Annotated in this window: 21 protein-coding genes and 1 other annotated feature; of the genes, 18 read left to right on the plus strand and 3 right to left on the minus strand. The window is 48.3% G+C overall.

The window, feature by feature from the left end; genetic code table 11:
• Window positions 1-3: 3 nt before the first annotated feature.
• From C8U37_RS10370 to helD, 3 genes are all read left to right on the plus strand, one after another.
• On the plus strand, window positions 4-666 hold the full coding sequence (locus C8U37_RS10370; RefSeq protein WP_245879823.1) for a DUF1345 domain-containing protein: 663 nt from the start codon (window positions 4-6) through the stop codon (window positions 664-666).
• 41 nt (window positions 667-707) lie between these two features.
• Window positions 708-2,072: an MBL fold metallo-hydrolase gene (locus C8U37_RS10375; RefSeq protein ID WP_108033152.1), complete on the plus strand. Its 1,365-nt coding sequence runs from the start codon at window positions 708-710 to the stop codon at window positions 2,070-2,072.
• A 231-nt stretch (window positions 2,073-2,303) separates the two neighbouring features.
• Entirely contained in the window at window positions 2,304-4,547 is a 2,244-nt protein-coding gene (gene helD / locus C8U37_RS10380) for an RNA polymerase recycling motor HelD (protein WP_108033153.1), read from the plus strand.
• A 79-nt stretch (window positions 4,548-4,626) separates the two neighbouring features.
• Here helD and C8U37_RS10385 read toward each other — a convergent pair whose 3' ends face one another.
• Window positions 4,627-6,060: a bifunctional metallophosphatase/5'-nucleotidase gene (locus C8U37_RS10385; protein WP_108033154.1), complete on the minus strand. Its 1,434-nt coding sequence runs from the start codon at window positions 6,058-6,060 to the stop codon at window positions 4,627-4,629.
• 206 nt (window positions 6,061-6,266) lie between these two features.
• Between C8U37_RS10385 and C8U37_RS10390 the strand changes: the two genes are divergently transcribed.
• Window positions 6,267-7,190 (plus strand): AEC family transporter, encoded by a 924-nt coding sequence (locus C8U37_RS10390; RefSeq protein ID WP_146161829.1) that lies wholly within the window; start codon window positions 6,267-6,269, stop codon window positions 7,188-7,190.
• A gap of 66 nt (window positions 7,191-7,256) precedes the next feature.
• On the opposite strand, the gene C8U37_RS10395 is transcribed toward C8U37_RS10390, so the two are convergent.
• The gene (locus tag C8U37_RS10395) at window positions 7,257-7,754 is read right to left on the minus strand and encodes an ECF transporter S component (RefSeq protein WP_108033156.1); all 498 of its coding nucleotides are present in this window, start codon (window positions 7,752-7,754) and stop codon (window positions 7,257-7,259) included.
• A 169-nt stretch (window positions 7,755-7,923) separates the two neighbouring features.
• Between C8U37_RS10395 and C8U37_RS10400 the strand changes: the two genes are divergently transcribed.
• From C8U37_RS10400 to C8U37_RS10445, 10 genes are all read left to right on the plus strand, one after another.
• The gene (locus C8U37_RS10400) at window positions 7,924-8,787 is read left to right on the plus strand and encodes a pyridoxamine kinase (protein WP_108033157.1); all 864 of its coding nucleotides are present in this window, start codon (window positions 7,924-7,926) and stop codon (window positions 8,785-8,787) included.
• A gap of 42 nt (window positions 8,788-8,829) precedes the next feature.
• Complete coding sequence (locus C8U37_RS10405; protein WP_108033158.1) at window positions 8,830-9,747, plus strand: ketopantoate reductase family protein; 918 nt, start codon at window positions 8,830-8,832, stop codon at window positions 9,745-9,747.
• A 185-nt stretch (window positions 9,748-9,932) separates the two neighbouring features.
• Complete coding sequence (tnpA, locus tag C8U37_RS10410) at window positions 9,933-10,385, plus strand: IS200/IS605 family transposase (protein ID WP_108033159.1); 453 nt, start codon at window positions 9,933-9,935, stop codon at window positions 10,383-10,385.
• Window positions 10,366-11,520, plus strand: a complete 1,155-nt coding sequence (locus C8U37_RS10415) for an RNA-guided endonuclease TnpB family protein (protein ID WP_108033160.1) — start codon at window positions 10,366-10,368, stop codon at window positions 11,518-11,520. Before tnpA ends, C8U37_RS10415 begins: the two co-directional genes overlap by 20 nt.
• A 180-nt stretch (window positions 11,521-11,700) precedes the next feature.
• Window positions 11,701-13,509: an oligoendopeptidase F gene (gene pepF, locus C8U37_RS10420; RefSeq protein WP_108033161.1), complete on the plus strand. Its 1,809-nt coding sequence runs from the start codon at window positions 11,701-11,703 to the stop codon at window positions 13,507-13,509.
• Between the two features lie 13 nt (window positions 13,510-13,522).
• Window positions 13,523-13,726, plus strand: a complete 204-nt coding sequence (locus C8U37_RS10425; RefSeq protein ID WP_108033162.1) for a YwbE family protein — start codon at window positions 13,523-13,525, stop codon at window positions 13,724-13,726.
• A 142-nt stretch (window positions 13,727-13,868) separates the two neighbouring features.
• Window positions 13,869-14,099: a binding site (T-box leader), on the plus strand.
• Between the two features lie 82 nt (window positions 14,100-14,181).
• Entirely contained in the window at window positions 14,182-14,832 is a 651-nt protein-coding gene (locus C8U37_RS10430) for an amino acid ABC transporter permease (RefSeq protein WP_108033163.1), read from the plus strand.
• A complete protein-coding gene (locus tag C8U37_RS10435; RefSeq protein ID WP_108033164.1) occupies window positions 14,825-15,547 on the plus strand; it encodes an amino acid ABC transporter ATP-binding protein in 723 nt (240 codons plus the stop codon). Before C8U37_RS10430 ends, C8U37_RS10435 begins: the two co-directional genes overlap by 8 nt.
• Window positions 15,548-15,571: 24 nt before the next feature.
• The gene (locus tag C8U37_RS10440) at window positions 15,572-16,420 is read left to right on the plus strand and encodes a transporter substrate-binding domain-containing protein (protein ID WP_108033165.1); all 849 of its coding nucleotides are present in this window, start codon (window positions 15,572-15,574) and stop codon (window positions 16,418-16,420) included.
• Between the two features lie 88 nt (window positions 16,421-16,508).
• Window positions 16,509-17,345, plus strand: a complete 837-nt coding sequence (locus tag C8U37_RS10445) for a transporter substrate-binding domain-containing protein (RefSeq protein WP_108033166.1) — start codon at window positions 16,509-16,511, stop codon at window positions 17,343-17,345.
• Window positions 17,346-17,404: 59 nt separating this feature from the next.
• Here the strand turns inward: C8U37_RS10445 and C8U37_RS10450 are convergent, their stop codons facing one another.
• Entirely contained in the window at window positions 17,405-18,409 is a 1,005-nt protein-coding gene (locus C8U37_RS10450; protein ID WP_108033167.1) for a permease prefix domain 1-containing protein, read from the minus strand.
• A 226-nt stretch (window positions 18,410-18,635) separates the two neighbouring features.
• On the opposite strand from C8U37_RS10450, the gene C8U37_RS10455 reads away from it, so the two are divergent.
• The 4 genes from C8U37_RS10455 (at window position 18,636) to brxC (ending at window position 24,295) form a co-directional block, all read left to right on the plus strand.
• Window positions 18,636-19,313, plus strand: a complete 678-nt coding sequence (locus C8U37_RS10455) for a type IV toxin-antitoxin system AbiEi family antitoxin domain-containing protein (protein WP_108033168.1) — start codon at window positions 18,636-18,638, stop codon at window positions 19,311-19,313.
• Window positions 19,314-19,484: 171 nt separating this feature from the next.
• Window positions 19,485-20,084 carry a DUF1819 family protein gene (locus C8U37_RS10460; protein ID WP_108033169.1) on the plus strand — a complete coding sequence of 200 codons (600 nt, stop codon included), beginning with the start codon at window positions 19,485-19,487 and terminating at the stop codon, window positions 20,082-20,084.
• Window positions 20,081-20,662, plus strand: coding sequence for a DUF1788 domain-containing protein (locus tag C8U37_RS10465; RefSeq protein ID WP_108033170.1), 582 nt, complete (start codon window positions 20,081-20,083; stop codon window positions 20,660-20,662). Before C8U37_RS10460 ends, C8U37_RS10465 begins: the two co-directional genes overlap by 4 nt.
• A gap of 12 nt (window positions 20,663-20,674) precedes the next feature.
• The gene (gene brxC / locus C8U37_RS10470; protein ID WP_108033171.1) at window positions 20,675-24,295 is read left to right on the plus strand and encodes a BREX system P-loop protein BrxC; all 3,621 of its coding nucleotides are present in this window, start codon (window positions 20,675-20,677) and stop codon (window positions 24,293-24,295) included.
• Window positions 24,296-24,305: the final 10 nt, after the last annotated feature.

Below are 24,305 nucleotides of genomic sequence, written 5' to 3' on the forward strand. Positions count from 1 at the left end.
GCCATGAAAAAAAGAATCCATCTATTTGCCGATCAAACGAAAGCCGGAAGGTATATGCGCAAAAAGAGGACGCGCTTCCTGATTGCCGGATTGATCGGTACGGGTATCGGGCTGGCCGGCGGATTCTGGTTGCGTTGGGAATTGGCCCCTTTGATCGGTTGGGACAGTGCTGCAATCATTTTGTTGTATTTGCTGTGGAAGGATTTTCATCCGCATGATGGGACGGAAACCGAGCGGATTGCGCAAGAGGAAGACATCCAATATTCGACGATTGATTTTTTTGTCCTGATGGCATGTCTGATCAGCATCGGGGCCGTCGCGTTGATGTTGACGACTCATGCGCGCAGTTTCGGGACCATCGGATTTGGTCTGTTCAGCATCGTGCTCTCCTGGACGACGGTGCACAGTCTCTACATGTTGCGGTATGCGGAACTCTATTACCGCGATGTGAACGGCGGAGTCATCTTTGAGGGTACCGAAAAGCCTAATTTTTGGGACTTTGCCTATCTGGCGTTTACGATCGGCATGACGTACCAAGTCTCCGACACGACCTTCACAACGCCGGAATTCCGGAAGGCCGCGTTGGGTCATGCGCTGTTGTCATTCGTTTTCGGTACGGCCATCATCGCTACGACCATCAATTTTGTCGCAAGCCTGAGCAGATGAATCATATTGAATTTTCGACAGTATAAAGGAGGAGTTCATGCATGTTTTTTAAATCATTTTTCGATCCGCAAGTAGCGCAGTTTTCCTATTTGGTGGGTTGCCAAAAAACCGGGGAAGCCATCCTGATCGATCCCTTGCGCAAGTTGGATGACTATATCTTGGCAGCCGAAGACGAAGGGTTAGTCATCACGGCAGCCACGGAAACGCATATCCATGCTGATTATGCATCCGGCTTGCGGGAAACCGGGAGTCGCTTAGGCGCCAAACTGTTTGTCTCGGATATGGGCGGGGATGACTGGCGTTACCAGGATCTGCCGCAAGGAAGTGTGCTGCTGCAGGATGGGGACCTCATTTCCGTAGGTAAGGTCAAACTGGAGGTGCTGCACACGCCAGGGCATACGCCGGAGAGCCTGTCGTTTCTATTGACGGACATCGGTGGCGGTTCGGACATTCCGATGGGTCTGTTCACCGGGGATTTTATCTTTGTGGGTGATGTCGGCCGACCGGACTTGCTGGAAGAGGCTGCACATATGCAAGGCACCACGGAAATCGGAGCGAAAGAAATGTTCCGCTCACTGCAGAAAATGGGCGCTTATCCTGACCATCTGCAGATCTGGCCCGGACACGGTGCCGGCAGCGCCTGCGGGAAGTCGCTGGGAGCCGTGCCGATGACCACTTTGGGCTACGAGAAATACAACAACTGGGCTTTCCAATATGAGGAAGAAAATAGTTTCATCGAGGCGTTGACGAAGGATCAACCGGAGCCGCCGACCTACTTTGCCCAGATGAAGAAAATCAATAAACTGGACAGCAACGCTTACGTGCCTTATCCGGTCTTCCCGCTTTCGGAGGCGGGGCCGAATGATATCCTGATCGACCTACGCGCCAAAGAAATCTATCAAGCCGGACACATCGAAAGAACGCTCAATATTCCGCTGAACAAAAAATTTTTGAGCTATGCCGGTTGGTTCCTTGATTACGACCGCCAAGTGACATTCATCGGAACGAAAGAGCAGGCTGAAACGGCAGCCCGCCAGCTGCAACTCATCGGCTTCGACCAAGTCAGTGGGTATCTGGACGCTGGCCAGATCAAGGAAGATAAGGTGACCGAAACGATCACTGCAGCTGCATTCATCGCATTGCGCCAAGAAAAGGATCTGCAGATATTGGATGTCCGTTCGAAGAGCGAATGGGACGAAAGGCACCTCTCCGATGCCAAGCGCGTGCTCCTCGGCAAGCTTCTGGAGGACCCGTTGCCGTTCAAACGGGATGAACCGCTGTACGTCCATTGCCAATCCGGAGTCCGTTCCGCCGTCGCCATCGGTGCGTTGGAGGAGCGGGGATTCAAAAAGATTGTCAATATCCTGGGAGGATACACTGCGATCGAAAAGATCCTCAACGCATAGACACAAATGCGTCAGAACCTGCAAAACGCAATCCGAACAACAAAATACGCCGGAAGGAAGAGCTGCAACAGGCCTTTCCTTCCGGCTGTTTTTTGATTTTGATTTCGAACGTTTTAATCCAGGTACAAGGAATAGCCAGAATCCCTGTACGATGGTATACTATTAATTGTCGCATTTAGTGAAGTAGACCGAATAGTCCAAGAGTTTTCTTAAGAGAGAGGTGTCATTTGGTTGCATAAAGATCTAACGAAAGAACAGGAACGTGTCCATCGCGTCATTAAAGTCATCAGCAACGAAAAAACGCGATTGGCCGAGCAAGTAGAAGAAAAAAGTGAAAAGCAAAGACAGCAATTAAAGGAATCCAAAGAGATCAAAATTAGCCAAGGATCCTCAGAGAGCGTCTGGGAATCATCGGCTGAACTGCGGGCTTTTGAGCAGGAATTGATGATCCGCAACAACGAATTGCAGAACAGCAACGAGCGTGTCGCTGTATTGGATAAAATGCAGGATGAGCCTTACTTCGGCCGTATCGATTATCATGATGATTTCGGCAATGAAACGATCTACATCGGAATCGGCTCCTTGTTCGAGAAAGAGGAGAACCTGATCGTCGACTGGCGTTCACCGATCGCATCGCTTTATTATGAAGGCAGCAAAGGCGAAAAAGTGAAGCTGATGATAGCCGATCAACCGATGTCATACGGCGTTGACCTGAAAAGGCAATTTCTGATCAGACAGGCGGAAATCATCCGCATGATGGACACGGATAATGTCATGGGCGATCCGTATTTGCTGGAAGTGTTGGAAGGACCTTCATCCTATCAGATGGGCACGGTCGTATCCACCTTGCAGAAAGAACAGAACCAGATCGTCAGGGAAACAAAAGCAGCCGTTACGCTGATAGAAGGGGTTGCCGGATCAGGGAAAACGGTTGTCCTGATGCAGAAAATTGCCTATCTGCTGTATGCTTTCCGGGACCAATTGCAGTCGGAAGAAGTCGTCCTGTTTTCCCCGAACAAAATATTCCAAGAATACGTTTCCCAAGTGTTGCCTGCATTGGGCGAACTGAACGTTGGCAACACGACCTTCAGCGAATTCATGGAGCGGAAAGTGACCGGTTTTTCTTTGCGTGCTGATCAAGAGGACAGCTTAGCCAAGGTCACGGTACTGAAGGGCAGCTTGGCCTTTTATGAAGCGTTGCAGAAATACGGCACGCTCTTGAAGAAGCGTTATCTGAAATTCTCGGATATCCGTTTCCGCGGTGACATCATCCTCTCGGAGAAGGAGATCGAGTCGGCTTTCTACAGCATCGAAAGCCAAGGTTCATTGGCTAGCAAGTTGGATATTCTCAAAAGACACTTGTTGCAGCGCGTAGAACGCATCCAGCAATCGCAAAAAGGCAAGCCATGGGTCGAAAAAGAAATGATTGCCATGTCCGATCTGGACCTTTACCGTTATGAGAAAGAGACCCACAACCAAAAAGCGATGGAAGAGGCCATGACGGCGGATATCCTCGAGGATGCTTTCGAACCGATCATCGCGAGGATCGAAGCGCTGGCCTTTATCCGCTACAAGAATCAATACATCCATTTCCTGCGAGCTGTTCCTAAATTGCTTTCATTGGATGCTTTCGGCTTGAATGAGGATGAATGGCGCACCCATATCGCAGTCGTTGCGGAACACATTGCAGAGAAGAGTGTGTTGCTGGAAGATCTGGATGCCTACTACAGTCTGCGTTTGTTGCTGAAGGGGCCATCCAGCGACATGAAATACCAATACATCTGTCTGGATGAGGTGCAGGATTTTTCACCTTTCCAACTGCAGATGCTGCAGGCTGCCTATCCGACTGCCCGTTTCATTTTGAGCGGGGATTTGAATCAAAATATCCTGAACAGACGCCTTTCTTTTGATGATCTCCGGACCATCTTTTCCGAAAGCACGTTCCGTTCTTATCGTCTGCTGACCAGCTACCGATCGACGAATGAAATCGTCCGTTTCTCGGAAAGCTTCATCGAAGGCGAAAAACCGGAAGGGACGTATATCCGCTCCGGCAAGAAACCTGAAGTGCTGCTGACTGAAGATGGCGGGCTCGATATGGACTACATCAAACAAAAGGTGGATGCGAGCGTCGCTGCCGGCATGCGCGTGGCTTTCATCAGCCGCAATGCTGAAGACGCGGAACGCATCAGCCAGGAACTGTCGGTTGCCGGCATCGACTTCAAACTCGTGCAGCATGATACCGACAATAGCCACCATCCGGTTTTGATCATGCCGGCCCGTTTGGCTAAAGGTCTGGAATTCGATGTCGTTTTTGCGATTTGCCACTATCCGGCAAAAGCTGCCCAGAACGAAATGCAGATCCTCTACACAATCTGCACCCGGGCGATGCACGAGCTCTATCTGACCGTTTCCGAGAAGGAATCCGGTCTGATGGAACGCGTTGATCCGGATTATTATGACGTAAGAAAAATATGAAACCTGAATGTGAACAAAAAAGTGGTCCAGCCTCGCTTATGCGGGTTGGGCCACTTTTGATTTTGGTGAAATTAATTAGTCAGACAATCTGATAGGTTCCACGCAGTTCCTTTTCGTAGGGACCCATCTCGGCCAGATAATCCATCATTGCTTCGACGGCGTGCTTTTCCAGATTCTTGTGTTCTTTTCCGAATTTCTTCGGAACGCCCTGGTTGGTCACGTAGCTGACGGTGTATTCTTTATCCAGGATGACTTCTTCGCCCGCGATGAAATTTTTTTGGACACGGGTTCCTTTCGGATTCTCCAGTTTCAGATAAGCATGCAAGCCCATCGTCCGCTTCAGGTAGCCGCCCATCTGATCAAATGGGTCTGCTGCGTAGGTGCTCTCGATATTTTCTTCCAGCAGGGCCACTATTTCCGAACCGGTCAGGATAGCGGTGGAGATCGGTGGATCCATCGGAATGATCTGATACAATTCCCTGAGCGTCACCGGGCCTTTCAGGATCGGAACCCCATAGCGCCAGCCGTTGGAGAAGGCCAGATCCGCTTTCGTGTGGTAAAGGATCGCATCCAAGAGGAAGTTGTCCATCGTTGTTTCGACGCTCCAGCCGCGGTGCAGCACTTTTTTGGTTTCACCGACGTTGCGACCCAATTTTTCGCGGTAAGGGGCTAAAGTTTCATCGATCAAAACTTTCATTTCAGCGTCTTCCGGGATATCCTCCGTGACCGGAATAAGTTGATGTTCGATGTTTTGGATCGCGCCGTCCTCAACGGTCAGTTCGAGTGCGCCAAGAAAAGAGCCATGCGATCCGGATTGGATGACTGCCGTTTCGCCTACTTGGACGATGTGTTCCTGACGGTTATGGGTGTGGCCGCTCAGACAGATCGCAACGCCTTCGACTTCGCTCATCAATTTCAGGTCCTGCGGGAAACCGAGATGGGACAGGACGATGATCAAGTCGACTGCTTTTCCCTTCAGTTCTGCCACATAGCCGGGTAGCTCCTCGCGTCCCAAAGTGAAGGAGAGGCCTTCGCTGAAATGAGGAGGCATCGTTTTGTCGATGATGTTGCTGGCGATGCCGATCACACCGATCGAAAGTCCGCCTACCGACAGGATTTTGTAAGGCTCGAACGCCAACTTACCGCTCTCTTTTTCATAGGCATTGATTGCGAGAATCGGATAATCCAACTGCTGGCCTATTTTTTTCAGATTGGCCGGACCAAAACCGGTATCCCAATGGAAGGTCATCGCATCAAAGCCGACTTCGTTCAGTACCGGCAGCATGTGCCAGCCTTTCGTAGCGATCGCTTCGTAGGTGCCGTGGATTGTGTCACCGTTATCGAAAACGAGTGTTGGATTTTTGCTGCGGAAATCTTTGATCAGGCTTTGGAGGCGGGCATAGCCGCCAGCTTTGCGGAATGCCAATTTCTCCTTTTCATAGAACAGTTCATTGTGCAACTCCAAGTAGCTGTGGGTGTCGTTGATCTGAAGGATCGTCAATTTTTCTTGCATAGGAATCCACCTTTCTGGACGAAATGTGACAGGGGCATTCGTTATATCGTTGCTTCCATTCTAACATTCTGTGCGGTAGATACCGATTGATATGCTTTGGGACGTAGCGGGTGAATCGTGAAACTGAATCGAAAACGCAATTTCAGCGCAGAACTGTGTTAGAATTTGAATATATAAATGGATGGGACAGGGGAGGCGTTCGGGTTTTGGATGTTAGGGTTGTATTTGGAAGGATGATCATGCTGGTGCTGATCATGTTTGTGGGTTATCTCGCAACGGTCATGAAGGTTTTCGACAAGCACGCGAATGCCAATTTTGCGGCGTTGATCACCTACGTCACGGTTCCGGCGCTCGTCATCGCATCGGTGGAAGGTGCAGGTGAGGTGGGTACGAAATCGGACACGCTCTTCGTCTTGTTGACCGCGACGCTGATGTATCTTTTCACTGTCGGATTGGCCAAGTTCAGTCCCAAACTGTTCCGGGCGGACAAAGAAACGGAAGGCATCATCGAGTTCCTGACCATCTTCACGAATAACGGCTTTATGGGGCTGCCGGTCGTGCAAGCCATTTTCGGCACCGGCGCGCTTTTTTATGCGTCGCTGTACGGCATTCCCAACAACCTGTTGATCTACTCCTTGGGTGTCTTCCTGATTGCGAAAGGCTCGAAAAAGTCACGAGCAAGTTGGAAAGCAATCCTGCTGAATCCCGGCAATCTCGCTTCGCTGTTCGCGGTTTTCGTTTTCCTGTTCGACATCAAATTGCCGGCGTTGGTGATGGATACCGCTACCAGCATCGGTAATATCACGTCTCCATTGGCAATGATCATCATCGGTGCTTCATTGGCAGACATCGATATCCTTGGTGCCTTTAAAGAATGGAAAATCTATCTTTTTGCGTTCTACCGTATGATCGTGATTCCGCTGTTCATCTGGTGGGCGATGAAAGGCATTCTTACGAATCCAATCATGTTGGGGATCCTCGTCATCATTGCAGCCATGCCCGGCCCGGCGATGGCTGTTGCGCTATCAATGCAGTACGGAGGCAATACGGCATTTGCGACGCGTTACGTTTTCATTTCGACGCTGCTTTCGGTGTTCACGATCCCGTTTCTGGCATCCGTGCTTTTTTGACTGAAAAAAGAAGGCTCTTTCCGTGCTTAAGCGCGGGGAGAGCCTTCTTTTGGTTGTTCATAAAGCTTATTTGAATTTCTTCGTGATGTAAGGGTTCAACCAACGGTACAAGAGGGTGGACAAGAAAGCTCCGACGAAACCTTGCGCGAGATTCAATGGGAAAGACGCGATTGCGGCACCGAAACTGAACAGGATCGTGTCCCCGATCGCATATCCGATCGCCATCCAGATCCCGGCGATCATCGTGGCTAACAGCGGCCTTTTATGATCCATTTTCTGGAACAACCAGCCGGCAAAAAATCCTTCCAAGCCTTTTACGACAAAGGTGATCGGCGCATAAAAGGCATAACCAGCGAAAAGGTCAGCCAACATGCTGCCGAGTGCACCGACGAAGAAGCCCGCGCTGCCGCCGAAGGATAGACCGGCCAGCAGAAGCACCATGTCGCCCAGGTTAACATAGCCATATGGAATCGGGATGCGGAACAATAAGGTCATGACGACAGTAAGCGCGATAAATAAGGACAAAACAACCAATCTATAAGTACTGCTTTTTTCAGTTTTCATGCAACTCTCCTCCAAGCATTATTTTTTATTATAGCCCTTATGCAAAAGTTTGCACTCTTTTTCTCATCGTTTTCACAATAATTTCCAAAATGATGGAAAATTGAGAAAATACAATGAAAAGATGATAGAATGGGAATAATTGAGTTTTTAAAGTTAAGGGGTGAAGCATTTGAGTCAACCGAGAGTACTGCTTATCCAAGATATTTCCGCCAGTTGCCGCATTTCAATGAACGTGGCGGTTCCTGTAGTGAGCTGCCTGGACAATTGGGTGAGCATCCTACCGACAGCGCTGTTGTCCACCCATACGGGTAAAGAATTTGAAGGCTATACCTTTTTGGATCTGACCCAAGAAATGGGCGGCATCCTGCAGCATTGGCAATCATTGGGCATCAAATTCGACGGCATCCTGATTGGCTATCTGGGTTCGCGCCAGCAAATCAACATCGTCCGCGAGATTATCCATACATTTGCGGCCGAGGATGCCCACATCATTCTGGATCCTGCGATGGGCGATCAAGGCGTCCTGTATCCGGGATTCACGCTGGAATACGTGGAAGAGATGGCGGCACTTTGCCAGGAAGCGACAGTAATCACGCCGAACGTGACCGAAGCCTGCTTTTTGACGCAACGTCCCATGTTGAAGAAACCCTATAAAGAAGCCGAGGTCGCGGATTTGTTGGCCGATTTGCGGGTGCTGAATCCGAAGAGCGTTGTGCTGACTGGGGTTTCCTTGGAATTGGAAACAATCGGGGCCGTCTGCGTCAGCCAAAGCGAACCTGAAGCCCATTATGCCTTTGCGAAATATTTTCCCGGGCATTATGACGGCGCGGGTGATCTGTTCACGAGCGTCATTGCGGGGTTGCTTTTCCAGAATCTGCCGCTGACCGTAGCCACCGAAACGGCTGTCCACTACAACAATAGGGTGATCGAGCGCACGCTGAAAAGCGGACGGGAACTGCACTATGGCGTCCAATTCGAGACGGATCTTCCGTATCTGATCGAACAGTTGCGCAAATACAAAACGGCTGAATAGAGGCAGTTGTTCAAGAATTTTTTCGGAAAGAGACGTGATTAAATGAAAATAGAAACTGTCGCCATCGTCGGATTGGGGGCCTTGGGTATCCTCTACGGGCACCATTTCACGAAAGCCATCGGGAAGGACCGCGTGCGCATCATCGTCAACAAAGAGCGGATGGCGCGCTACCATGAACAAGGCATTTCCTTCAACGGAGAGCCATGCGATTTCCAATACGTCGACGAAACGGATGCCAGCCTGGCACCAGCGGATCTGGTCATTTTGGCCGTAAAAGGAACCCAATTGGACGAAGCAATCGAAACCGCCCGAAATCAGGTCGGTCCGGATACGACCATCCTTTCGGTCCTGAACGGCATCTCCAGCGAAGAAGTCATCGGCGCAGCTTTCGGCGGCGAGAAGGTCGTCCACTGCGTAGCCCAAGGGATGGACGCGCTGCGCACCGGCAATGATGTGAAGTCTGTCCATATCGGCGAACTGCGCATAGGTCTCGATGCTCCGGAAAAACAGGCGCGTTTGGATGCGGTGGCGGCGTTCTTCGAAGAAACAGGCTTGCCGCATGTAGTTGAAGCGGATATCCTGCACCGCATGTGGGCGAAATTCATGCTGAATGTCGGCGTGAATCAAGTGCTTATGGTGAAGGAAGGCACTTTCCGCGACATCCACAAAGAAGGACCTGCCCGCGAATTGATGATCGCCGCTATGCGCGAAGTCCTGCCGATCGCCCAGAAGGAAGGCATCAACCTGACGGAAGCCGATCTGGAAAATGATTTGGCGATCATCGACGGACTGACGCCGCTGGGGATGCCGTCGATGCGCCAGGACGGCTTGGCGAAACGGCCTTCAGAGGTCGAACTATTTTCAGGCACCATTTTGAAAAAAGCCAAAAAGTACGGATTGCCTGCACCTACGAACCAGTACCTCTATGATCAGGTGCAAGCCATCGAAGCGATCTACTGATACAAAAAGGATTATCAAGCCCTCGCTTGCGGGGGCTTTTGCGTTGGCGTCAGTGCACGCTCGCGTACCGACGCCGCCAGCTTTTTTTGAGTTAGCGGAAAGGAAACACGGGCTTTCAAACCCGTGTTTCCTTTCCGCGGTCTTTCTGCTGTACATGGTCATAACTAACACAGTATAATTTGGATATGGACAATAAAAATAGATTCACACATGGTAGAACTTCTGTCTACAATTTGAACTATCATATCATTTGGGGCACGAAGTATCGAAACAAAGTTCTCTCGGGTGACATCGGAAATTCGCTGAAACGGATCTTGCTGTCTGTTGCGGAAGATTATGGATTCTCGATCGCGCACATGGAAATCGGATTGGATAACCATATCCATTTGTTGGTGAGCGCACCGCCAAAACTGTCGGTAACCAATATTGTTCGCTGGCTGAAAGGAATCAGCGCACGGTTGCTTCTCCAGGAATATCCTGAACTAAAAAAGGCATACTGGAAAACGTCAGACAGGCACTTGTGGTCTTCGAGTTACTTTGTTGAAAGCATCGGCACGACCAACCAGGACGCTATCGCGAAATACATTGACGATCAACGAAAAAAGGAGATTGATTTCAATGATACTCAAAGGCGTTAAAGTACGGCTTTATCCTACTGCCGCCCAACAGGAAGCCATCGAAAACAATTTTCGGCTGAACCGCTTCCTTTGGAATCAGCTGCTCGGGATGCAGATCGCACGCCATGAAAATGGCGGTTCTTTCGTCAATAAGTTCGGCATGAACTACCTGATCAAGGCGATGAAGATCGAATTCCCATTCCTGAAGGAAGCCGAAAGCACCAGTCTGCTCTATACCTCTGCTGACCTGGCGGACAGTTACGATCGTTTCTTCAAGAAACAGAATGGTTTCCCGGGATTCAAATCCCGCAGGCATCCGAAAAACAGCTACAAGTCGAATTGCGTGAACGGCAATATCCAAGTCGCCGACAACCACTGCCTGAAACTGCCGAAACTGGGCTTGGTGAAAGCCAACGGTTTGCAGCGTGTCAAAGACCGGATCAAGAGTGTGGTTGTGCGCAAAAAAGCGGACGGCACATTCGAAGCAACCTTGCTTGTCGCATTCGAAGCGAAAACTTTCGCATCAACGGGAAAAGCTGTCGGCATCGATTTGGGCCTGACGGATTTGGCTAGCCAGTCTGATGGCTTCAAACTGAGAAATAAACAGTTCGAACGTTCGTTGGCAAAACGGAAACGGCAATGGCAACGAAAATTCGCCCGCCGTCGCTTGTTGGCGTTGAAGAAAATCGAAGTCCGCAAACAGGCAACCGGCGAAAATTTGGAACTGTCCACCTTCAAGAATGTCCAGAAAGCCAAAGAACAGGTGGCGCGCATCAACAAAAAGATCGCGAACCAACGTAATGATTACCTGCAAAAATACACGACCCGTTTAGTCAAAAAGTACGACCTCATCGCCATGGAAGATTTGAAAACCAAGAATTTTCTGCAGAATCATCACCTGTCCCGTTCGATTTCGGATGCCGCCTGGGCGAGGATCAAGTCCATGCTGGCATACAAATGCGAGTGGTACGGCAAGGAGCTGGTGTTGGTGAATCCGGCTTACACTAGCCAGATCTGCGCCCATTGCGGAGAAAACACTGGCAAGAAACCGTTGTGTATCCGCACCTTCGATTGTCCGCATTGTCACACCACCGGCATTGACAGGGACGTAAATGCGGCCATCAACATTCTGAACAAAGCGCTTGCCCAGCGTTAAAGGCACTAGCCAGGGATTGGCTTTGGTCCATAGGAGAAACCGCTGTGTTTCCGGCACCTTGCCGATTGCACAAGTCTGCTCTGTTCCCAGAAGCTCGGTCATTCATGACCGAGTAGTTCACGATATAATGGAAGCATTCATTCGACATTCGTCGACAGCACGAAAAAAGGAGCCAAAATCATGACACAAGAACAACTGAAAAACCGCGTGGACGTACCTGAGGCATTGACTTGGGATGTGACCGCCCTCTATAAATCAAGAGCAGACTTCGAGGCAGCTTTAAACGGTCTAAAAGCCGCAACAGCAAAATTCGAAACGGTATACGAAGGCAAACTCACGGACGCCAAAACAATCCTTGCGGCAATGAAGGAATACGAAGGGCTCATCGAAACGGCAACATTGGCTGATCACTATGCGATGATGCCGGAAGCGACCGACCTGACCGATCCGGATAACGTCGAACTGTCACGCCAAACCGCGAATGCGATGGCGGACATCAGCGCTCAGCTGACATTCTTTGAATCGGAACTGATCGGCTGCAATGCCGCTACCCTCGATCAAGTCGTTGCGGAAGCACCGCGTTTCGCTTCCTATATCCGTCACATCAAGAAAAATAAAAACATCCAGCTGGCGCCTGAAGTCGAAAAGGCCTTGGCCCAGCTATCCCCGACATTGGATGCGCCGAGCGCCATTTATGAGCAGACCCGCCTTGGCGACATGGACTTCGGCACATTTAGCGTCGACGGGAAGGAGTATCCGTTGAGCTTCGTGCTCTATGAGGATTACTACATGTATCACGACGACACGGCGATCCGTCGGGCGGCTTTCGACAAATTTTCGGAGGTCCTCAGCGCTTACGAAAACGTGGTAGCAACTGCCTATTACACCCAGCTGCAGAAGGAAAAGACGCTGGCGACGATGCGCGGTTTCGATTCCGTCATCGACTATCTGCTCTACGGCCAGGAAGTGACGCGCGAGCTGTACGACCGCCAGATCGACACGATCATGAACGACCTTGCGCCGGTCATGCAGAAATACATCACGCATCTGAAGGAAATCCGCGGACTGGACAGAATGACTTATGCCGACTTGAAGATTTCGCTTGATCCGGAATATTCGCCCCAAGTATCGATCGAAGAATCGGAAGCGATGGTGCAGGATGCCATAGCGGTATTGGGTCAGGATTATGTGGACCGGATCATGCTGGCCTATCCGGAGCGCTGGATCGATTTCGCCCAGAATATCGGCAAATCGACCGGCGGATTTTGTACGAGCCCATACGGCACCCACCCGTACATCCTGATGTCATGGGCGAACCAACTTTCTGATGTCTACACGCTGATCCATGAATTGGGCCATGCCGGACAGATGATCCTTTCAAATGAAAACAACAGCATCCTCGGATCGGAGCCGTCGTTGTATCTGATCGAAGGACCATCCACCTTCAATGAACTGCTGTTGACGGAGTCATTGGCCCGCAAGAGCACGGATGCGCGCATGCAACGCTTCGCTTTGACGAAGATGCTGTCCGACACCTATTTCCATAATTTTGTCACGCACCTGCTGGAGGCCGCCTACCAAAGGGAAGTCTACAACCTGATCGATGCGGGCAAGAGCTTTGATGCCGGCAAATTGAGCGAAATCAAACGGAATGTGCTGGAGCGATTCTGGGGAGAGGCTGTGGAAATCAACGCCGGAGCGGAACTGACATGGATGCGTCAGATCCATTACTACATGGGTCTGTACTCCTACACCTATTCAGCCGGTCTGACGATCGCTACGCAAGCATTCCTGCGCGTCAAATCCGAAGAAGAGAACGCCGTCGAAGAGTGGCTGGCATTCCTGGCACTAGGGGACAAGTTGGAAGCTGCCGAAGCTGCAGCCTTGGCCGGTGTAGACATCAAAACAGATCAGGCGCTGCAGGATACAATCCACTATCTGGACGAAGCCGTCGATCAAATCATCACACTAAGCAAAGAGCTTGCTTAAGAAAGAGGAACTTATGGACGGAAAACTTAGAAAAAACATCAAAATCGGCGCTTTGGTCGATATCGTATTGAAGAAAGACCAACGCACAGGGAAATTGACAAGAGGGCATGTGAAACGACTGTTGACTAATAGCGCCAATCATCCGCATGGCATCAAAGTCATGCTGGTGGAAGGCGATCAAGTCGGCCGTGTGCAACAGATCGTAGACGAAGCATAATTTGGAACAAAATATGAGAACGGGATCGATTTTTCGCTCCTTTTCACAGAAAATAAGAATCAGATGAAAATCCGATGATAGTTTTTTTGTTGACAGTTCTTTTCAAATCTTATATTATGATTTCATACCACAATTGAATAAAACAAAGTCAGTGATGAAGAGAGTAGATTTGAATATTTTCTCCAGCGAGCCGGGACAGAGTGGAAGCCCAGCAGTAAAATATCAGATTGAAGCGCACTTCGGATGACGAAAAGGTGAACGTTCAGTAGCCTTTTACGCACTTTATGCGTTATTAAGATCGAGGTGGATTTGTTGTTTCGCAACAGATCAACTAGAGTGGTACCGCGGAATCAAACATTGACCCGTCTCTTGTAGCAATACAGGGGGCGGTTTTTTCATACCCATATGAAAGACCGATGAATCATTCATTACATACAAAAGGGGATTAGTTACATATGGATTTAAACTTTTTTCAGACTTATCTGCCGCTCTATTTTCAGGGCGCAGGGTATACGATCGGCCTTTCGATCAGTTCGATCGTACTAGGTGTCATTTTAGGGACGGGGTTGGCATTGATGAAAATGTCGCCCAACAAGTTCCTCAGCCTATTAGCGAATGGATACATCCAAATTGTCCGGGGTACACCGTTGATGGTGCAATTATTCATCATTTATTATGGACTGTACGTCATCAATATCGAGTTACCTGACTTCCTGTCCGGTGTCATCGCCGTATCGCTGAACTCGGCAGCCTATATCGCCGAAATCATCCGCTCCGGTATCCAAGCGGTCGACAAAGGCCAAATGGAAGCGGCCCGCTCAATCGGAATGAGCAAATCGATGGCGATGCAAAGAATCATCTATCCGCAAGCAATCAAAAACATTCTGCCAGCATTAGGGAATGAATTTGTCACATTGATCAAAGAAACGTCCATCGTTTCCGTATTGGGACTGCGCGATTTGATGTTTACCGCAAACACCGTCCGTGGTGCGACCTTCTTGCCGTTTGGCCCACTTGTGGTCGCTGCCGTGATGTATTTCATCATGACATCAATCGTGTCCAAATTAGTGGACATTCTAGAAAAGAGGTTGAAACAAAGTGATTAAAACAGAAAAACTGACAAAGTCCTTCGGCGACAAACAAGTACTGAAAGGCATAAATGAACAAATCAACTCGGGTGAAGTGGTCGTGATCATCGGACCATCTGGATCCGGGAAAAGCACGTTTCTGCGCTGCATGAACCTCTTGGAAGAACCGACTTCCGGCAAAGTGATCTTCGAAGGACAGGAAATCAACAAAAAAGGTGTGGATATCGATTCCATCCGCACCAAAATGGGCATGGTGTTCCAAAGCTTCAATCTTTTCCCGCATCTGACCGTGCTGGACAACATCATGATCGGACCACAGCAAGTCAAGAAAGTACCGAAAGACAAAGCCGAAGCGATTGCCAGAAAATTGTTGGCACGCATGGGCATGACTGAAAAAGCCGATGTTTACCCGCAATCCTTATCGGGCGGCCAGAAACAACGGATCGCGATCGCGCGGGCCTTGGCGATGGAGCCGGACATGATGCTGTTCGATGAACCGACATCAGCGCTCGACCCGGAAATGGTCGGCGAAGTATTGCAGGTAATGAAAGACCTTGCTTTGGAAGGCATGACGATGGTAGTCGTGACCCATGAAATGGGTTTCGCGAAGGAAGTCGGCGACCGCATCCTATTCATGGATGACGGCCAAGTGATGGAACAAGGAACACCGGATGAGATTTTCAATCATCCAAAAAGTGAGCGGACAAAGGATTTCTTATCGAAAGTCCTATAAAAAAACATATCTGGAGGGGTTAAGATGAAAAAAGGATTAATGAAATGGGCTTTGGGTGCAATGAGCATTCTTGCTTTGGCAGCATGCGGCAACACAAGCGAGACAGCGGACAGCTCCGCAACAGATTCAGCAGCTACAACAACTGATAAATTGCAGGAAATCAAGGACAGCGGCAAATTGGTGATGGGGACATCCGCGGATTATCCTCCATACGAATGGCATCTTGTGAAAGACGGCAAAGATACAGTAGTAGGTTTCGACATCGATATTGCGCAAGCAATCGCTGATGAATTAGGCGTAGAGTTGGAAGTCAAAGACATGGACTTCGACGGTCTGATCCCGGCTTTATCCACAGGCAAAATCGATATGATCATCGCCGGCATGAACCCGACGGAAGAAAGAAAACAAAGCGTGGACTTCACTGACATCTACTACACTCAAAAAGACGTATTGGTGATCAGAACAGAAGATGCTGCAACAATCACTTCTGAAGATGCATTGAAAACAGCTGCATTGTCGACGCAAAAAGCGACAATCCAAGAAGATTACCTATTGGAAAACTTCCCCGATGCTGAAATCCAATCCGTTCCTAAATGGAACACTGCTATCCTGTCTTTGACAACCGGAAAAGTGGATGCAGTATTGATGGTTGAAACGGTTGCGAAACAGTTCGTTACCCAAAATGATACCTTAATGATCGCTGAATTCGACGTAAACAGTGAACTGAATCAATCTGCCATCGCAGTAGCTAAAGACGGCGGCGCATTCTTGACTACAGTCAATGACATTTTGAAAGAAATGACAGACAGCGGCAAAATCGAAGAGTTGATCCAAACAAACACGCAATTGATGGAAGACAATACAGCAGAATAAAATCAACAATATACCATTATAAGTGCAAGGATGCTCTGAAAAGGGCATCCTTTTTTTGAGAGTAAAAAGGAATGCGGAGGAATAACGATTGAAAAAAGGGTTTATGAAATTTTTTTTGGGAACGCTGAGCATCTTGGCTTTGGCCGCATGCGGAAACACGAGCGGAACGGCGGACCGCGCTGCGGCGGATGCAGACAGCGCCTTGCAGGAAATCAAGGACAGCGGCAAATTGGTCGTCGGAACTTGTGCGGATTATCCCCCGTATGAGTGGCATCTCGTGAAGGACGGCGAAGACAAAATCATCGGCTTCGACATCGCTATCGCCCAAGCCATCGCGGATGAACTGGGGGTCGAGCTGGAAGTCATAGATATGGATTTCGACGGCCTGATTCCGGCATTGTCCACAGGCGAGGTCGATATGATCATCGCCGGCATGAACCCTACGGAAGAAAGAAAACAAAGCGTCGATTTCACGGATATCTACTATACTCAAAAGGATGCCTTGGTGATCAAATCGGAGGATGCAGAGGATATCCGCTCGGAAAACGATCTGAAGAAGGCCAACCTAGCGACGCAAACGGCGACGATCCAGGAAACGTACTTGCTGGAAAATTTCCCGGATGCTGAAATCAAGTCCGTACCGAAATTAAATACGGCCATCCTGTACTTGGTGACCGGAAAAGCGGATGCCGTCCTGATGGTGGAGACTGTTGCGAGGCGATACGTCGAAGAGAACGAAGGCCTTGAAATCGCCGACTTCGACGTCGCCAGCACGCCGAACGAATCAGCCATCGCCGTCGCGAAAGACAGCGGGGATTTTCTGGATGCGGTGAACGAGATTTTGGATGAAATGGAAGACAGCGGCCAAATCGAGGAATTGATCCGTACGAATATCGAGATTATGGATGAGAATACGCCGGAATAAACAAATAAAGAGAAAGAAACCGTGTTGACCGGTTTTCCTTCTCTTTTTTGCGTTAAAATTCATTTTCTCTTTTTGAGGTCCATGTAGCCGCTGTACACAGTGGCGAAGATGCCGAAGAGGATCCCGGTGATCGGGAAGATGATCCAGGCGCTCCCCCAAGCTGCGTAGACGAACCCAGCAATCAGGTAGATGGCCGCCGCCAGCGGAAAGACGACACCCGCGACGATGCCGACCATTTTATTCTTTTCAGACCTATCCCTCGCAAACTCGCCGATTGACAGCAGTTTTTCGTAGGTCTCATCCTGGGTGCCGTAATAGACGAACAGAAAGACGCCTATCGCCACGAAACTGAGCAGGAAGACAAGCGAGAGCTTATTATCCTCGCCCAGGAAAACGGCTGAGAGCAACAGCGATACCGGAGCCAGGATGCAGAGGGCGACGCCAATCGCTACTGCGGTAGCCAACCGCGGCCGAAAGGCTTTATGTTCAGCCTTCAAGCGGTTATAGGTCGCCGCATCCAGTACGACGTGTTTGTTCTCCAGCTCAAATTGGTCCTCACGCATACCGTATAGGATAAAAAGAACAACACCCGCTGCGATCAGGACAAATAGCGGCACCATCGTCAGCACGCCGGTAAGGGCGCTCGCCCGGCCTTGTTGGCGGAAAAAAGAGTCAACCAAATATTGCCCTAAGAACAAACTGGCCGGGCCCATGATGCACAGAAAGACCCCGGTCGCTATCGCCCAGGAAAAACTATGCCGATGGGCCAGATAGGCATCCACTTCTTCAGTGGACAGATAGATCTGCTGTTCGTTCCCCGCACCGGAAACATCTTCCGGAACATTTGCGGAAACGCCCACTGCCGCCGCATCCCTGATGGCATCGACATCCCCGAGCTCCGCAAACACCATCCCGATCGCCTCATGCTCACTTTTGCCTTCCGCCTTCAGCTCGTCGAAGCGTCTTTGCATCCGATCCAGCAGCTCTTGCTTCTGCCGCAACATTTCCGCCGATTTCGGTAAATCCGCAAAAATTGAATCCACATAGTTTCGTAGCGTACCCATGTTCTTTTCCTCTTTTCCGATTCCAAGGGGTGTTGGGAGATGATCTTATGAGTGCTCTTGAGTCATTTAAAGTGTAGCACCTTGAGATGATTTAATGAAATGATATGAGTGAAGCCAAGGGGGTGTAAATACAAATAAAACTGGGAGAATAAATGATATGTTTGATAATGAAACTATAATGGAATATAATTTATAGTATGAAATACACGAAGGGAGGATTACGGTTATGAGTAAGAACCATAAGGAGATTAATGCAGAATCCGCCGCTTTTACGGCTCAAAAGCGAACTGGACAAAATGATTGGGATAAAGAACTTGAGGAGACGCTAGGCCATATTGTGAAGGAACAGAATGGAATCATTCAGCCTAAGGATGTGACCGGTCAAGGGATCCATCCAGAACAATTACGCCGGTACATCAAGAAAAATACAAATTTTCAAAAGGTAGCTCATGGTATCTATATGAAGGCCGATGAATTTCCTGATGAATTCCAGATTTTGCAAACTCGGTTCAAAAGAGGCATTTTTTCGTACGAAACTGCCTTGTTCTTGCATGATTTAACAGATGTTACCCCATTCGACTATCACATGACTTTTCCGCAAGGTTACAACAATGCGAATCTGTCTGGATCAGGAGTGATCCCATCCTATGCAATTCCTGACCGTTATGATCTGGGAGTACTCTCAATGGAAAGCCCATCCGGTAACCCTATCCTAGTCTACGACATTGAAAAGACACTTTGCGATATGTTCATCCCTCGCCACAAAGCAGATAAAGATGTGCAATTGACTGCCTTGAAAAGATATATGAAACGAAAAAACAAAGACCTGTCCAAGTTGATGCGGTACGCAAAAGTTCTGAAAGTCGATGGGATATTACGCCCATATTTGGAAGTGCTTTTGTGATAATAATCATGCAACTAAAGTTAAACAACTGGAAAGATGAAGTGAAGAAATACATCCAACGCACCGAAATGCCATTCCATTCCCGCAAATCTGCGGTATAATTAATTTGTTATAAATAATTTGTAGAACACAGAATTAGCAACGTTATATAAGCACAGAAGAAGGTGGCATATGAATAAATATCGGACGGCATTGATGAATCGTCCCTTTATGTATATTGAGAGTAAACGCATTGCAGAAATGATGCTTCAAGGGAAAACGGAAGAAGAGCGACGATATGAAGCGATTGAATTGAATGCCATTCAGATGCCTTCACTGGACCGCAGAAAAACATCCTATAGAGAAATCAGTCATCGCCTGTCCTTTTTGGATGATTTCCTATTGGAAAAATTCATGGACAGCGACGCAGATACTGCGAAAGCGATACTGGCATATGCGATCCTGCAGGCAGATCAGCTTTATTATGAGTTCATGCGCGAGATTTATTTCGAAAAAATCTTGCTGCTTCAAAATGAATTGGCGAAAAAAGAAGTGATTAATTTTCTGTATAAGAAGGGCGAGCAGATCGAAGTGGTCGCCAAGTGGGCAGATAACACTAAAGAGCGGTTGGCAGGAGGATTTATCCAAATGATGCGCGAATCCGGCTTTATTGTCAGCAATCATGAGGAGCATCAAGTCAAACGCATTCTGATCAACGATGGTGTGAGGGAGTACCTGCGGAAAAATGGGGTCAAACCGATTGTTGAGATTATGTTAGGAGAACTATTATGAAACAGATTATTGAAAGACTGAATGACTTACAGGAAATTATTCTGGAACCGAACTTCACAAACAAAAAAGGATTGGGCGGAGAAATCGGCTTTTACATCTTCGATTATGATGCGGCTGATGAACTGGTTGTCCGCCAAGCGATTCCGGAGCTCATTCAATACAGCCAAAAGCGAAATGAGGCTTTGCAGTTTCAGGTGTTTGATCTTTATGACATGATGATCCGCTTTTTCGAAAAGCGTGGGTACATCGAAAAGAACATCAAAATGGAACAGCAGAAAAGCAGCGAAGAATTGTTCAGCGTCATGCGCAAGGCACTCAAAATCGCGACCAATCGGGATGTTTTTGTGCAGACGATCAAAGAAGAATTGCAGCCAGGTGCCATTGTTTTCATAACCGGCATCGGCAAGATCTATCCGATTCTGCGTTCGCATGTTTTGCTGAACAATTTGCAGATCGTAATCGAGGATCAGCCTTTGATCTTGTTTTTCCCAGGTACGTATGAAGACAACAAAATGCAACTGTTTGGCGAATTCAAGGACGATCATTATTATCGTGCCTTTCAATTAGTAGGTAGATAGAGGAGGAGCAAAATGAAGATAAGGCAACTATTCAAGAAAGATATTGCCCGTGAAATTAAAGGAGTCATCAAAGTCGGACAAGAAGCAGAAAATGATGTCCGCCAAGAGTTGGATGAATATGTCGTTACCGATGAATTGCAGGCGCATTTGGTTTATTTCTTCAAACAATACCTGAAATCCCTACAGGTCCCGACTGATCAAATGGGCGTCTGGATTTCGGGCTTCTTCGGATCGGGGAAATCGCATTTTTTGAAAATCTTGTCCTATTTGTTGGACAGCAATCTGGAAATCGATGGGAAAAAAGCAGTAGAATTCTTTAAAGAAAAGCTGCAGGATCAAGCATTATTGGCTCAAATGCAACAAGTGGCAGATGCGCCAAGCGATGTCATCCTGTTCAATACGCCTTCGAAATCGGAGGATGATAACGGCGACAGCAAATTATCGATCGTCAAAGTTTTCAACAAAGTCTTCAATGAAAAGCTGGGCTATTCCGCCAGCATCCCTTGGGTTGCTCAAATGGAAGAGATTCTTGATCAGAACGGCCAATATGCACCTTTTAAACAAGTCTTCCAGGAGAAATCAGATTTAACTTGGGAAGATGCGCGTGAAGAAATCTATTATAACGAAGATATGATTGTGGAAACACTAGTTGAAGTCGCCAATATGAGCGAAGAGAGCGCCCGCCGTTGGATCGATAATGGCGAAGAAAGCTATGAAATCAGTGTAGATTCCTTTGCGAAACGCATCAAGAAATATGTGGATAAGCAGCCTGCCGACTATCATTTGGTTTTCTTGGCCGATGAAATGGGGCAGTTTGTCTCCGATGACGTCCATCGCATGCTTGACTTACAAACCATCGTAGAAGACTTGGGCAAGTATACGCTCGGAAAAGTATGGGTTATCGTAACGAGCCAACAAGACATCGACGAGCTTGAAAAAGATATCCATTCTTCGCAAGATTTCTCCAAAATCCAAGGCCGCTTCAATACGCGTTTGAGCCTGAGCTCCGCCAATGCGGATGAAGTCATCAAAAAACGGTTGTTGGAAAAGAATGATGCCGGCAAAGATGCGATGCAATTATTGTATACAAGCGATATCCAAGCCTCGTTGCGCAACAAAATCAATTTCTCCGATGGCACCATTTCTTTGAAGAAATATGATTCCTTAAATGACTTCAGCGATTTTTACCCGATGATCCCTTATCAATTGGATCTGTTGCAGCAAGTTTTCACAAAAATCCGTGAAAATAGCTCAGCCGGTAAGCACTTCGCCAGCGGGGAACGGAACCTGTTGGGTGCTGTCCAATATGCCGCGTTGGAATATGCCGATCAGGATATGGGGCTGCTGATTCCTTTCCAAACATTCTATGGACACTTAGACCAAGGATTGGATCACTCCGTCCGGGCGACCATCATCAAGGCGCAATCCACGCCGACCCTTCAACCGTTCGACGTGGACGTGCTGAAGGTTCTGTATTTGATCCGGTACTTGAAATCCGTGCCGAGCACCGTCGAAAACATCGCCACGTTGATGCTGGATGAACTGGATGCTGACCGTTTGAAATTGACCGAAGAGATCACGGCTGCTTTGGACCGTTTGACGAAAGAGTACTTGGTGCAACGCACGGGCTTGGAATACTTGTTCTTGACGAATGAGGAACAGGATATCAACCGTGAAATCAACCATATGGATATCCCGACCTCGAAGATGCAGTCCTATATCGGGGAAATGATCTACGATACGGTACTTGAATTGAAAAAATACAAATACGTTCCTTTCGCGGAAAAGAAGGTTGTTGCTTATGACTTCGACTGCGCCAAATGGATCGACGAATCGGCGCGCGGCAACGCGACGGCCGAAATCGGCATCCACGTGGTGACGCCGTACAGCGATGATTACCGCAACCGTGAAGCGCGTCAACAATTGTCTACGCGTGAAAACCGTCTGGTAATCGGTCTGGGCGATTCCGGGACTTTCTACGACGACACGATGATGCTGCTGAAGATCAATGAATATCTGCGCAGCCAATCCAGCAAACAAAATTCCGGCATCAAACGTGAAATCATCGACCGCAAATCGAATGAGCGGAACGACCTGATGAAATCCGTTGAACGCCAAGTGCGCGAAACGGTACAGAATGCCACCTACTACATCAACGGCAGTGAGGCATCCCTTGCAGGAAATCCGACCACAAAGGTGGATCAAGGGCTGCATGACGTCGTTGAAAATGTGTACCTGAAAATCAAGTACATCACCAAGTTCTATGACCGCGATGATTTCAGCGGTATCATTTCGCAAGGACAGATCAATTTTCTGCACGATAATTCGGATGATCCGAACCGTTTGGCAACCGATGCCTTGGAACAATACATCCAACAACATACGGAACGCAAGATGATCACATCCTTGTTCGAAATCGTCCAAGTGTTCGGGAAAGCACCGTACGGTTGGCGCGAAGACGACATTTTGGTCAGCTTGATCCGCCTGCTGAAGGACGAAAAAATCCAATTCAAGTCCAGCGGCAGCATGATGAATATCCACGATGTGATGTTCCCGCGCACCATCAAACAAAATCCATCGCAGGCAAAAATCATGGTCGAAAAACGCAAAGTCATCGGCGAAGAACTGATCCGCAATGCCAAAACCGTCGCGAAAGAGATGTACGGGAAAAATCTGGTGTCGGAAAAAGAAGACGACTTGAAGGAAGAAACAGCGAGGTTGCTGTCCGGGACCCAGAAAGAGATGGCGAACTTGCTTGAAGAATACCGTCACCGCCATTATCCGGGCGAAAATGAAATCAACGAGTTGCTGCTGAGCATCAAGGAAATCCTTAAATACCAAGATGCCGACCAATTCTTCAGATGCCTGTACGACAAGCGTGATGAGTTACTGGATCTGTACGATGACATCCAACCCGTCAAATCCTTCTTCGAATCCCAAAAGCCGGTCTTTGATACCAGCTTCAGGCTGCGTAAACGTTATGAAATCGACCAGGATTTGCTGCAGACAGCCGAGGCCAAAGAAGCCGGTAAACGGATATCGGAAATACTGGCGATGAGTATGCCGTATGACTTCATCAAAGAATTGCCGGATCTTAATCACCAATACGAGCAAGCCTTGCTTACCGAATTAGATCAGAAAACCGAACCATTGCTTGAGGCAATCCAACAAAAAGTTTCCGCATTGGAAGATACGATCACTACGATAGAAGCAGTCAGATCCAAATTCGAACCACTGATCAAGGATCGCTTCAGCTTGCTGAAAACCAAAATCCTTGGAGCGGAAACATTGACCGATCTCTATTCCTACAGTTCACAGATCGATCATCTGACGCAGCAGTTGAGCACGCAGATCAATGATTTTATCTCGAAAATGACGCCGGAACCTGCACCGCCGGTAACACCGCCTAAACCTATATCTCCGTTACCTCCAATAGATGGCGGAAATGATCCGGTAATCATAGAGCCGGTAGTTCCAATAACCAAGAAACCGGAATTTGTGCATAAGAACAAACTGATTCCACTGAAATACGAAAAAATCGAAACAGAAGAAGATTTGGATGCTTTATTGGCTGTCATTCACAAAGAGCTGGAAAAGGTACTCGAACAAGGCAAGACCATTCGTTTCATCTAATGAATAAAAA

It is taken from the genome of Trichococcus patagoniensis, from assembly GCF_003051085.1.
GTDB lineage: Bacteria > Bacillota > Bacilli > Lactobacillales > Aerococcaceae > Trichococcus > Trichococcus patagoniensis.